Consider the following 12,685-nt stretch of genomic DNA (forward strand, 5'->3'; position numbering starts at 1 on the left):
CAAGGTTTGTTATGGGCCGGCCATCCGGCACTGTGCGGCGCGCCTGATGCGGCGCGGAGTCTTTCAGTTCCGGGAGATCTCGTTGCGCAGCGCGCGGGCTTGCGCAAAGCCGGGGTGCTCGCCGCGAGGTGCCGCGCGCCCGCAGACTTCGTCCAGCAGTTCGATGGCGGCCTTCGCCTTGCCCAGGCGAGCCCACAGCCTGGCGGTGCTGGCCGCCGCACGAAACTCCCACCCCAACGCGCCTTGCTGCCTGGCGGTGTCGATGGCACGCCGGTAGAACGCCTCGGCTTCATCGTCGAGACCGCGCTGCTCGCAACGCCGGCCCGCAGCGCGCCAGGTCTCCGCTGCGCTCCATTGCCCGTGCCCGGCGCCGGCCCGCGCGATCGTCTCGTCGTCGATCCAGTCGGCGCAGAAGGTCACGAGCATCTCCTTGCGTGGCGCGTCGAAGTCGTCGAGTTGCTGCGCGACCTGGCGGATATGTCGGCCCGGGTCTTCCGCGGTGCGCGCCTGCAGGCCCAGCGCATAGCAGTGCGCCCACTGGTGCCAGTACACCAGGCCTCGGCGCTGGGCCTCGTCCAGCAGCATGCGAACCCATTTGCGTGCCAGTTCGAGCTCGCCTGACCACAGGGCGACGGGGCATGTGCCGAAGAGTGCGAAGCACAGCGACAGCGCATTGCCTCCTGCCTCGGCAAGAGCCACCGCACGGGTGGCGGTGGCCATGGCCTTCGCCGCATCGCCCTGGAGCCAGAGCGTTCGGGCCAGCAAGGCGTTCGATGCGACGGCGGCATCGACCTGGAACAGGTTGACCGGCGTCTGGCGCACGCTGCCGCCGACAAGGATCGCCGCTTCGGCGCCCGCACTCGCGGCGGAAAAATTGCCGCAGAAGTGGCTCGCCAGCGCGGTCATCCGATAGGCCAGGTTGAGAGCGGCGGCGTCCGCCGTCGATTGCGCGAACTCGAACAGCACTTGCGAGTGGTGCAGCGCGGCAGCGTACTCGCCGCGAATCGCATGCAGCACGCAAATGCCCCAGCGGGCCTGAAGCTCCAGCACGACCGACCCGGCCGAAATGGCGACAGCAAGCGCCCGATCGTAGGCGGCGCCCATTTCGGGCACCGGTCCCCGGGTGTGCCATAGCGCGTTGCCCAGTGCGATCTGCAGCCAGGCCTCTGTCTCTGTGTCCGTGCCCGGCTGTTGCGCGAGACAGGCGAGCGCGGCGATGACCCGATCGCGGTACTCCTCCACCTGGGAGACGTGAAACCACAAAGGCGCCGAGGCGATGGTGAGCGCGGCGCCGGTCTCCCAGTCGTCCTGCTGCGCCAGGCAGGCGTCAAGCGCGCTGCGCACGTCGTCCAACCGGTGCGCGTAGCGCGCGTTCCAGGCCTGCACGGTGAGTTCGCCTGAATCCGATGCCGCGGTGCTCATCAGCTCGCGCATGAAATGCGCATGGCGTCGCCGCAGCGCCGGGCCTTCATCGGTTTGCGCCAAGCGTGCGGCGGCGTAGCTTCGCGTCGTTTCGAGCAGCCGGTAGGGCGCGATGGCGTCGCTGTTGTCGAACGACACCAGCGACTTGTTGGCCAGCGAAATCAGTGCATCGAACGCTACTTCGGGGTCCATGTCCGCCTGGGTGACGCTCAGCGCCGACTCGACATCGAAACGCCCGCGGAACACGGAGAGCCGGCGAAAAAGCCGCAGTTCCGCGTCGTCCAGCAGCGCGATGCTCCAGTCCAGCGCCGCCGCGAGGGTGCTGTGCCGAGGCACAGCAGCCCTGCTGCCTGCGGAGTAAAGCCGCATGTGATCATTCAGCCTGAATGCAAGATCGCCGACTGGCTGCACGCCCAGGCGTGCGGCCACCAGTTCGATGGCCAGTGGGACGCCGTCCACCTGCCGTGCGATGGCCGCGAGCAATGGGCCGTCGGAGTCGTCGAACGCGCGAGCACCCACGGCCTTTGCACGCTCGACCAGGAGTTCGACCGCGGGCGATGCCATTGCTTCGGCGAGGTCGGCGCAATCCGCGCCGGGCACCGCGAGCGGCGACAACCGCTCGACGTGTTCTCCCTCGATTCGAATGGCCTCCCGGCTGGTTGCCAGGATGCGCAAGCCGGGCAGGGCGGCGAGCAGATCGGTGACCAGCAGTGCCAGCGCGTCCAGCATGTGCTCGCAGTTGTCGATCAGCAGGAGCACATCGCGGTCCGCCAGCCGCTGGAGGATGGCCTGCGTCGTGTCGGTGGTGTCCGCCGGTGCGCCAAGCGAGCGCGCGACCGTGCTTGCCACATGAGCCGGCGAGACCAGAGGCGAGAGGTCGACAAAGGCCAGCTGCATGGCCGTGCGTTCCGCATGGCATTCGGCCGCGCGGATCGCGGCGCGGGTCTTCCCGATGCCGCCGGTGCCGACGATGGTGACCAGCCGGCATGTGGCGAGCGCCGCCAGCACGCGCTCCATGTCGGCGTCGCGGCCAACGAGCCGCGTCAGGCGCTCCGGCAGCTTGGCGAAGGAGGCCGCGGGAAGGGCCGACGCGAGGGGCCGGTCTTCGGCCGGCATGCCGACCTGCTCGCGGAAAACCGTTCCATTGAACCGATAGCCGCGCAGCGGGATGTTCGAGATCCATTCCTTGCAGTTGTCCCCGTCTTGAGGGTCGCCCAAGGCCTTCCGTAGCGCGGAGATGTGGACCCGGACACTGGACTCCTCGACCACCACGCCGGCCCAGACCGTGGCGAGCAGTTCGTCCTTGCCCACGACTTCGCCCACGCGCCTGAGCAGTTGCAGCAGCAGCTCGAACGAGCGGGAGCCCAGGCGCACGCTTTGCCCGAGCCTTTCGAGGCGGCGCTGGGCCTCCCAAAGGATGAACGCGCCGAATCGCCAGCGGACCTCACCTGGTCCCTGTGCGGCGCCGGCATGCGCTTCCGATGAAATCAGGCGAGCTGTGATGTCGTACATGTCACCCACTCGACGGGTCCAGTAAAAAATGAAGGCCGCAACCATTCGGGTTGCGCGATGCGGGAGAAGAACTGCCTGCCGGTCGGAAGACTCGCCCCTTTGAGATGCAAGACGGCCCGACCTGGGTTTTTGTGACAGGGATCTCGATCTGCGCCTTGCATGCGCAGCGCCGCCGCTGTCGGCGATGCCGGTTATTGGATGCGATACAGGGCCATTCAGGAACCCGGCTCGCGTGAACGAAGAGTCCGCAGATCGCGAACGATGCTTCGCCAGCGGCGCTCGGCGATTGGTGTTTGTGCGGCAACACCGTGCGCTACCGCAGCGGGCTTCTGGCGCGGAATGCGGCTGCCTACGATCGGTTGCGTCGCGAGAGCCAAAGAACAACTTCGTTCATCACCGGGCCCCCTGTCGCGATGAATCCGGGGTGGCCGCATCAAGAAGCACGGATTCCTCGTGGAGCTTTATCACACCGGGGTGGCGCAAGCAGCCCTTCAGACCCCGCGCGACATTCGCGCTGCAACGAACTTGCGCTGCGCGACCCGAGACAGGGCACTGGCCGTCATCTCGCACGAACTCAGGCAGCCCCTGAGCATCATTCAGATGAACATCAGCCTGCTCCAGCGCCTGCCCGCGTCCGCGGTGCCCTTGCAACTGCAAGGCATCGCCGAGGCGATGCAGCGCGCCATCGAAAGCCAGAAGCGGCTTATTGACGACCTGCTCGATTTCTCGCGCGTACGAACCGGCAAGCTGGCGCTGCGCCGCACCGAGGTCGACTTCGGCGCGCTTGCGCTCGGCCTTGTCGCCGCGTTCGATGCGCGCTGGCCTTCGGGGCGCATCCGTGCGCAGATGCAGGCGGACTATCCGTTGATCTGCCATGCCGATGCGGTGCGGCTGGAGCAGATCGTCGGCAACCTGCTGGACAACGCAATCAAGTTCTCGCCGGCCGGCGCGGAGATTCGGGTACGCCTTTCCTCGGAGGACGGCTTTGCACGGTTCGAGGTGGCTGACAGCGGCTGCGGCATAGCGCACGAGTTTCTGCCGCATGTCTTCGGCCTGTTCAGCCAGGGCGGCAGCGGGGAGGGCGGCTCGCGCGGTGGGCTGGGCATCGGCCTCGCGCTGGTTCACGGTCTTGCGGTGGCTCACGGCGGTTTCGTGAAGGCGACCTCGGCCGGACCGGGCCGCGGCGCCGAGTTCAACGTATGGCTTCCTCTTCATCGTCGCGCCTGAGGGTGCGCTGCGCATTGATGCCGGGCATGCAACACGGAAGTACCTGCTGCATGCCTACCGCAACCGAGATGCGAAACCTAGCATTCGAACCGTACCGCGATGTTCGCGAACCGGAGCCCAGCCGTCCTGAGGCCGGGCCTTGGCGCCCTGGAGGAATCACCATGACGCAGCGCATTCAATCCCTCGCGCAATCGGGCGCACCACGCCGCACCCTCAAGGGACGCGAGCAGGCCCTGCAGGCGGCCGCCGACGCCGCGCCGCGAGGTGCGATGGACCGCGTCTTTAGCGCGGGATACATGACCGTCTCGCTGCTGGCCATTGCGGCGGCCGGTGCGATCGCAGGCGGTGAAGCGGCCAACGCAGAGCTCCGCTTTGCCACCGTGGCCACCGGTGCGACGCCGCTTGTGCAAGACACCTGCTCTGCAGGCGGTGTCCCGCGCGCCCAGCCGATGGCGCAGGCGTGCGCGAGCACCCCTTTGCGATGCATCCCGCACGGGGTGCGAAATTTTCAAGTCAGACCATTTATTCATCAAAGGAAATCAGCATGAAAAATCTCCCCAGTCTCGTACGCGCATTCACCGCCCTCGGCATCGCGGCGCTGCACCTCTCGGCGCCTGCGAGCGCGGCCACTTCGGGCGAGCCGCTGGCAAGGCCCACCGTCGTCCTGGTTCACGGCGCGTTCGCCGAATCGGCCAGCTGGAACGACGTGGCGCGCGACCTTCGTGCGCGCAGCTTTCCCGTTGTCGCGGCCGCCAATCCGTTGCGCGGCGTGAAGTCCGACGCGGACTATGTGGCGGCCATCGTGGGTTCGATCCCGGGGCCGGTCGTGCTGGTGGGCCATTCGTACGGAGGCTCGGTGATTTCCGCCGCGGCGGTTGGAAAGCCCAATGTCCAGGCGCTGGTCTTCGTTGCGGCGTTCGCTCCTGAGGTGGGCGAATCGGCCGCCGACCTGTCGGGCAAGTTTCCCGGCAGCACGCTCGGGCCTGCGCTGGCCGCGCCGGTGCTCCTTCCTGACGGCGCCAAGGACCTCTACATCCAACAGGACAAGTTCGCCAAGCAATTCGCCGACGATGTTGCACCGGCGCTTGCCCACCTGATGGCTGTGTCGCAGCGCCCCATCACCGAGAGCGCGCTGGGCGAGCCGGCGCCTGCCTCCGCGTGGAAGAACCTTCCCTCCTGGTTCATCTACGGCGATCGCGACAAGAACATCCCGCCTGCCGTGCAGGCTTTCATGGCCGAGCGCGCGAAGTCGATGAAGACGGTCGTGGTCAAGGGCGCTTCGCACGTGGTCATGATCTCGCGGCCGAAGCTCGTGGCCCGGATGATCGCGGAGGCCGCTGACGCGGTCGCGACGGCAAAGCCCTGAGTTGCGCCTCCTCGCGTTCCGACGCCCTGCACCCCATGAAGATCTCGCTGCCTCCTCGCGGCGTCTGGCTGGAATGGATCAAGAACGTTGCCTGTGCCGTGGCCGTGACAGGCGCGGCCGGTGCCGGCGCGGTGATTGCCGCCTCCGAGTCGCTGCGGCCCACGCCAGGGAATGCCATCGTCGTGCTCTGCGGCGCCATCGGACGTTGCAGGGGCGCGGTGAATCCGGCGACACCCGTTCCCGAGGGAGCGGTAGTGCAGTCCCTGGCGCATCCAGCACCTTAACAAGGCTTGACACGGCTTAACTGGCAACGGTTTTGCCGAATGAGCAGACTTCCACCCATGACTCCCAGAAGGACTTGAGCCCATGACCGCGCCGACCCAGGCCAGGCAGATCCATGTGGCAGTCGCACATCGCGACCCCTACGTAGCCGCCGGTATCGCATCGCTGCTGCGCTCCCGCGCCGACTTCGTCGTTCAATCCGGTTTTTCCAACGCCGACATCGAGAATGGCGACGACACCGTCGACGTGCTCGTCACGGACTACGCAACCGGCGTTCACAAGGCGACGGTTGTCCCGCCCGGCCGGGGCGGGCCCGCATCGAGACCTTTCCTCGTGGTCACGGACCAGAGCACCGGGTGGCAGATACGCCGCGCCGTGGACGCCGGCGTGCGCGGCTACCTTCTGCACGATTGCTCTGCCGAGGAACTGTCGGATGCGGTGCGCTGCGTTGCAGCGGGCCGCAGGTATCTCTCTTGCCCGGTGGCCGACCAGTTGCTGGACAACCTCTCGTCTGCCGCGCCAACCGCCCGCGAACTCGAAGTGCTCCAGCTCATGGCGGAGGGCTTGGCCAACAAGGACATCGGGCGGCGACTCGACATAGGTGAAGGCACCGTCAAGGCCCATGTGAAGGCGATTTTGCGCAAGCTCCGAAAGCCGACGCGAGTTGCCGCGATCAGCGAAGCCTTTCGCCGAGGACTGCTTCTGGAGGCATCGCCATGACCGGTTCCCTCGATCTGCACGTGCGTGTGTGCCACGGCGACCCGCTCGCCATGGCCGGTCTCGTCTCTCTCCTCGGCCAGGAACCCGGCTTCCACCTGCAGGCGGGGGAGGGGCCCGACGAGGCCATCGTGGACGTGGTGGTGGCGGATCACGCCCGCGCGCTGAGCCTGCTCGCTTCGGCTCAGCCACTGGATTTGCCAGGCGGAGCCGGCGGCTTTCGCGTGCCGTGCATCGTCGTATTGACCCGGCGATCCAAGGAGGGGGAGGTCATGCAGGCGATCGCCAGCGGGGTGCACGGCTATGTGTGCCAGGACGCGAATCCGGTCGAGCTGATGGATGCCATCCGCTGCGCCGCTCGAGGAGGCTCCGTCTATCTCTGCAAGCGCACGAAGACGCTTCTCAGACATGACGCGCCGCGCACAGGCTTCACCGCCCGGGAGGAAGACGTGCTGCGTTTCCTCGTGAAAGGCGATTGCAACAAGGGAATCGCCCGCAAGCTGGGCATTTCCGCCAGTACCGTCAAGACACACGTCTCCAGGATCTGCGAGAAGCTGCATGTCGGCTCGAGAGCGCAAGTGGCCGTCACGGCGAAGCAGCGCGGGCTGGTCCGTGTCTGAGATCCGCCGGTGGCGCTTCGGCGCCTTCGCGCTGTGGGAAGCCGAGCCCAGGCTCGAACGCGACGGGCAGCCCGTGCGGCTCGGATCGCGCGCACTCGGCCTGCTGGCTGCGCTCGTGGGCCGCGCCGGCGAAGTGATCAGCAAGGATGAGCTGCTCGCGGCGGTTTGGCCGGACACGGTGGTCGAGGAAGCGAGCGTTCGGGTCCATATGTCGATCCTGCGCAAGGCCCTGGGGCCGCCCGGCGCGCAGGACGGGTGCCTGGAATGGATCGCCAACATTCCGCTGCGAGGCTATCGCTTTCTGGGGCGGGTGCGCTGCGAATTCGTGCCGTCCGCTGCCGCCGCACAAGCGGCGCATGCATCCCTGCGGGATGCTCCCGCCGGCTTGCCCGCGCGCTTCTCCAGTCTCGTGGGGCGCGAGGTGGAGGTCGAGCGCCTGCTCGGCATGCTTGCGGAGAGCCGGCTGGTCACCGTCGCGGGGCCCGGTGGCGTGGGAAAGACCAGCGTTTCCATCTACGTCGCCGCGCGATACCGCGAACGGCCGCACGCCCAGGTCTGCTTCGTCGATCTCGCGCCCTTGACCTCGCAAGACCACGTGCTGACGACGATGGCGCGCGCCGTCGGTGTGCGAGGCGGCGTAACGGACATTGAAGAAGCCATCGTCCAGCGCCTCGAAGGCCAGGCGATGCTGCTGCTCGTGGATAACTGCGAGCATGTGATCGAGAGGCTTTCGCCACTCCTGGGAAGGTTGCTGGCGGCGTTGCCCAGGTTGCAGGTTCTTGCAACCAGCCGCGAGGTGCTGCGCGTGGGCGGCGAGCATGTCTTTCGTCTGGCGCCCCTGGCGGTTCGGCAGTCTCAGCCCGGATCCCTGGCGTATGCGTTGCGCTCGCCGGCGGTGCAATTGCTCGTCGAGAGAGCCTTGGCCGCGGGCGCTAGCGCATTCGACGACGCGAGCAGCGGTCCGCTCACCAGGATCTGCCAGCAGGTCGACGGAATCCCGCTGGCGATTGAGCTGGTCGCGGCACGCCTGGGGGTACAACCGGCGGGCGACCTGGCCTTTCGGCTCGACGATCACATGCGCCTGCATTCCGCCGCGAGGCGGGCCGCGCTGCCAAGACATCGCACGCTCGCTGCGACGCTGGACTGGAGCATCGGCCTGCTGGGTGATGCCGAGTTGCTGCTGTTTCGCAGGCTGTCGGTGTTCCGCGCTTATTTCGGCATTGAGGCGGCGCTCAGCGTGGCGGCCAGCGCGCTGGACCCGGACGTGGCCTCCGACGCATTGCTGAACCTGGCCAGAAAGTCGCTCGTCGTGTACGACACCGACCAGGCCGCGGAATCACCATACCGCCTGCTCGATACCACTCGCAGCTACGCGCATGCCCTGCTCGTGCGGGCAGGGGAGAGAGACGCGGTATCGAAAAGCCATGCCCTTTTCATGCTGGACCTCATGGGCATTGCCACCGCGGACCTGGCCTTGCTGGATGCCGAGGCCTGGACGCAGCGGTACCGCGGCTACCTGGACGACGTACGCGCGGCACTGGATGCCTGCATCGGCCACCATGACGACATGACGATCGGGGGCGCGCTTACCGTCGCATCGGCGCCGCTCTGGTTCCGCTTGTCCGAAGTCAGCGAATACCGGGATCGCGTTCGCGCGGCGCTGGACCACCTTGACGCGCTGAAGGTACCCGACCGCCTGACAGCCGGACGGCTGGAGATCGCTCTCTACAACGCGTTGTGGCACACCGGCGGCACGGTGCCGGAGATGACACTGGCGTGCGAGCGTGCGTTGGCCTGCGCACTGGAGTTCAAGGTGAAGACGCTTGAATTCCAGGCGAGGTGGGGCCTTTGCGCGCTGAACATCACCCGCGGCGCATACACACCGGCGTTGCGGCATGCCGAAATCCTGAGCGAGTTTGCAAGCCACTCGACCAGCGCCGTGACGCGCAACCTGTCGCACCGGATGCTGGCGCTTGCCAGTCACTTCTGCGGCGCGCTCGCCGAGGCCAGGGTGCACGCCGAAGCGGCGGCGGACGTGGACGACGCGACGCGGCGCAATCATGTCAACGCGTTTCAGCCCGACGCGCGCACCACCGCAATGGCCATTCTTGCGAGGACGCTGTGGATCCAGGGCGAGAGCCGTCTTGCCATGGCCACCGCCGTCCGATGCATGGAGGAGGCCGAGGCGATGGGGCACGCGTTGTCCCTTTGCGTTGCGCTTTTCTGGATTTGTCCCATGGCCATCTGGGCCGGCGAACAGAAGGCAGCCCGCGCATGGATCGACACGATGCTGCAGCAGACACGGTCCAAGGGCTTTGCCTACTGGCATGACTGGGCCCTTTGCTACGACGACGCCATGAAGCTCGGCGAGGTCGATGATGCCGGCGCGCACATCGATGCTGTCGCGGCAAAGGTCCTGGCCATGGATGAGCCCCGCAGGGAAATGATGGTCACGTTTTGCGACCGGTGGGTGGACGATGACCTGCTTGCCCGCGCGATGCGGGGCGAAGGGCAGTGGAGTGCCGCCGAGGTTTACCGCGCTGCCGGCCGGCGCAAGCAGCTGCAAGGCAACGACTCCGAAGCCGAGGCGTTTTATCTGCAGGCCCATGGCCTGGCGCGCGCGCAAGGCGCAGTTGCCTGGGAACTGCGTGCAGCGGGTGCGCTGGAAGAGTTGCGCGCCAGCGCGAGTCAGCGATGAACCGGCTGCGCACCCGGCAGGCGGACCCGCACCAGTGCCAGTGCGGCGCGCTTTTCCCAGGCAACAGCCCCTTGTTGCCTGGCGGCCTCGATTGCCCGAAGGTAGAAGGCGTCTGCCTCATCGGTGGCAGCGTTTTGCTCCGCGCGCCAGCCGGCGGCGCGCCAGACCTCGGCGGCAACCCATGGACTGCCTCCGCACGAGACGCGCTCGATCATCTCGTCGTCGACCCAGTCGATGCAGAAAGTCGCGAGCATCTCCCTGTGGGGTGCGTCGTAGCTTGAAAGCTGGCTTGCCACTTCACGGACATAGAGGTCCCGGTCCGGCGCGATGCTCAATTGGAGGCCTTGGGAGAACCACTCCGCATAGCGCAGCCAACCCACCAGTCCCCTGCGTTGTGCTTCGTCCGTCATCAGGTGGATCCATTGGGCGGCAAGCTCGAGCTCGCCGGCCCACAGCGCGACCGGGCAGGCGCCATACAGCGCGGAACACAGAGAGACCGACTTTCCGGCTGCCTGCGCTCGGCCCACCGCATCGCTGGCCTCTTCGAGGGCCTTGGCCGTCTCACCTTGCACCCAGAGGGTTCGGCTCAGCATGGCCTTGGCCGCGACGATGGCGTTGACGCCGACCATGTTGGCCCGGGCATGGCCCAGGCCGCCGCCCACGCGCACCGATGCTTCGCTGTGCATCCTCGCTACATCGAAGTGGCCGCAAAAGTGGTTGGCCATCGCCATCACGCGGTGAGCGAGATTGAGCGCGGCAGGGTCGGACCATGACTGCGCGGCCGCCATCAGCGTGTGCGCCTGTTCCAAGGCCGCCGCATACTCGCCGCGGAACATGTCGTGCGTGCACCGCCCCCAGCGGGCTTGCAGTTCCAGCACAGGGATCTTGACGGCAAGCGCGCCGGCCAGGGCCTGGTCCGCGGCGGCACCCAACTCGGGTGTGGACCTGCCGGTGTGGAGCAGGGCGCTTACCAGTGCCGTGTTCAGCCAGGTCGCGGTTTCCATGTCGCGCACGGGTTGGCGATCGACCAGCGCCAGGGCCGCGGCGACCCGGTCGCGGTATTCGACGACCTGGGCCAGGTGAAACCACAATGGTGCTGAGGCCGTCAGCAGCGAGGCAGCCATCTTCGCGTCCGGCTGCTGCGTCAGGCAGACTTCGAGTGCAAAGCGCACGTCGTCCAGGCGGTGTGCGTAACGGTCGGCCCAGGCCTGCTCCGTCAGGTCGGAGAGTTCCGCTGCCGCCGCCTTCATGAGATCGCACATGAGCACTGCATGGCGCCGCAGCAATGCCGGTCGTTCATCGCTCTGTGCGAGAAGTGCAGCGGCATAGCTTCGCGTCGTGTCCAGCAGCCGGTAGGGCGCGACAGCGTCGTTGCTGTCGAAGAAGACAAGCGACTTGTTGACCAGCGAGATCAGTGCGTCGAATGCCACCTCGTTGTCCATGCTGCCGGCGCTCACGCCGAGTGCGGATTCCACATCGAAGCGCCCACGAAACACCGACAACCAGCGAAAGAGCCGCAGTTCTGTATCGCCCAGCAGCGCGATGCTCCAGTCGAGCGCCGCGGCCAGCGTTCGGTGCCGTGGGAGCGCGGCGCGGCTGAAGGCATAGAGGCGCATGTGGTCGTCGAGCCTTCGCGCCAGGTCGACGACCGGCTGCACACCCAGGCGCGCGGCCACCAGTTCGATCGCCAAGGGAATGCCGTCGACCTGCCTGGTGATCTGGGCCAGCAGCGGCCCATGCGATTCGTCGAACGCACCCGCACCTGCAGCCTTGGCCCGCTCGACGAGCAATTCCACCGACGGCCAGTTCAGCGCTTGCGTGAGCGAGATCTGCTCGGCGTTCGGGATGGCAAGCGCCGGCAAGCGGAAGACATACTCGCCCGCCACGCGAAGCGCCTCGCGGCTGGTCGCCAGGATGCGCAGGTCGGGTAGCACGGAAAGCAAGCCGGCGAGCGGCGGCGCCAAGGAATCGACCACGTGCTCGCAGTTGTCGATCAACAGGAGCACGGTTCGCCCCATCAGGCGTTGCGAGATGGCCCCGATGGTGTCGGGCAGGTCTGCGGGCACTCCCACGGCGCGCGCCAGGGTGCCGAGCACGTGATCCTCGGAGATCAGCGATGACAGATCGATGAAGGCGATCTCGGTGCCGTGCGTATGCTGATGGCTCTCGGCGGCGTGGATCGCGAGACGGGTCTTGCCGATGCCACCCGTGCCTACGATCGTGACCAGCCGGTGCGATTCGAGCGCTTCGAGAACGCTCGCCACATCGGCTTCGCGGCCGACGAGCTCTGTCAGCCGAACCGGCAGCGGAGTGAAGCCGGGGTTGGGCAGTGGTTCCGGTGCCAAGAGCCTGGCCGCGGTGCCTGTCGCCTCGCGCCGGACACGTCCGTTGAAGCGGTAGCCGCGCAGCGGAACGTTGGAAATCCACTCCTTGCATTCGTCGCTGTCGCCGGGCTCGCCCAGCGCCTTGCGAAGCGTCGACATGTGGACGCGCACGCTGGCCTCTTCGACCACGACGCCGGCCCAGACCGCTGCGAGCAGGTCGTTCTTGCTCACGAATTCGCCGGCCCGCTTGATCAGCTGCAGCAGCAGATCGAAAGAGCGTGGCCCCAGCCGCACGGCGTTGCCCAAGCGCTCGAACCGGCGCTGCGCCTCCCAGACAACGAAATCGCCGAAGTACCACCGGACTTCCGCCGACGCCGGGTCAGGTGACTTCTCGGACTGCGCTTGCATGGTCAGTTCGCCTATCAGCCTTCTCACGTCGCCGGGAGCTGGGCACGGGCCACGCAAGGCTGTTGACCGGATAGGCGGATCGGGCGGGCGGTTTCCATGCGTTGAGACT

Annotated in this window: 9 protein-coding genes; 7 read left to right on the plus strand and 2 right to left on the minus strand. The window is 67.1% G+C overall.

Annotation, left to right across the window (positions count from 1 at the left end; genetic code table 11):
* Positions 1 to 63 precede the first annotated feature (63 nt).
* Positions 64 to 2,934, minus strand: a complete 2,871-nt coding sequence (locus V9K97_RS21905) for an ATP-binding protein (protein ID WP_337320665.1) — start codon at positions 2,932 to 2,934, stop codon at positions 64 to 66.
* 474 nt (positions 2,935 to 3,408) lie between these two features.
* On the opposite strand from V9K97_RS21905, the gene V9K97_RS21910 reads away from it, so the two are divergent.
* The 7 genes from V9K97_RS21910 to V9K97_RS21940 all read left to right on the plus strand — a co-directional run bounded on the left by V9K97_RS21910 (position 3,409) and on the right by V9K97_RS21940 (position 9,844).
* Positions 3,409 to 4,161 carry a sensor histidine kinase gene (locus tag V9K97_RS21910; protein WP_337320761.1) on the plus strand — a complete coding sequence of 251 codons (753 nt, stop codon included), beginning with the start codon at positions 3,409 to 3,411 and terminating at the stop codon, positions 4,159 to 4,161.
* 161 nt (positions 4,162 to 4,322) lie between these two features.
* A complete protein-coding gene (locus tag V9K97_RS21915; RefSeq protein ID WP_337320666.1) occupies positions 4,323 to 4,709 on the plus strand; it encodes a hypothetical protein in 387 nt (128 codons plus the stop codon).
* Positions 4,706 to 5,527, plus strand: a complete 822-nt coding sequence (locus tag V9K97_RS21920; RefSeq protein WP_337320668.1) for an alpha/beta fold hydrolase — start codon at positions 4,706 to 4,708, stop codon at positions 5,525 to 5,527. Before V9K97_RS21915 ends, V9K97_RS21920 begins: the two co-directional genes overlap by 4 nt.
* A 35-nt stretch (positions 5,528 to 5,562) precedes the next feature.
* Positions 5,563 to 5,811, plus strand: a complete 249-nt coding sequence (locus V9K97_RS21925) for a hypothetical protein (RefSeq protein WP_337320670.1) — start codon at positions 5,563 to 5,565, stop codon at positions 5,809 to 5,811.
* 82 nt (positions 5,812 to 5,893) lie between these two features.
* Positions 5,894 to 6,529 carry a response regulator transcription factor gene (locus tag V9K97_RS21930; protein WP_337320671.1) on the plus strand — a complete coding sequence of 212 codons (636 nt, stop codon included), beginning with the start codon at positions 5,894 to 5,896 and terminating at the stop codon, positions 6,527 to 6,529.
* The gene (locus V9K97_RS21935; RefSeq protein ID WP_337320674.1) at positions 6,526 to 7,146 is read left to right on the plus strand and encodes a response regulator transcription factor; all 621 of its coding nucleotides are present in this window, start codon (positions 6,526 to 6,528) and stop codon (positions 7,144 to 7,146) included. The genes V9K97_RS21930 and V9K97_RS21935 overlap by 4 nt, the downstream gene beginning before the upstream one ends.
* On the plus strand, positions 7,139 to 9,844 hold the full coding sequence (locus V9K97_RS21940) for an ATP-binding protein (RefSeq protein WP_337320676.1): 2,706 nt from the start codon (positions 7,139 to 7,141) through the stop codon (positions 9,842 to 9,844). Before V9K97_RS21935 ends, V9K97_RS21940 begins: the two co-directional genes overlap by 8 nt.
* On the opposite strand, the gene V9K97_RS21945 is transcribed toward V9K97_RS21940, so the two are convergent.
* Positions 9,835 to 12,576, minus strand: a complete 2,742-nt coding sequence (locus tag V9K97_RS21945; RefSeq protein WP_337320678.1) for an ATP-binding protein — start codon at positions 12,574 to 12,576, stop codon at positions 9,835 to 9,837. The two genes, V9K97_RS21940 and V9K97_RS21945, sit on opposite strands and share 10 nt — an antisense overlap.
* Positions 12,577 to 12,685 lie beyond the last annotated feature (109 nt).

The organism is Variovorax sp. CCNWLW186, from assembly GCF_037203865.1.
Lineage (GTDB): Bacteria > Pseudomonadota > Gammaproteobacteria > Burkholderiales > Burkholderiaceae_C > Variovorax.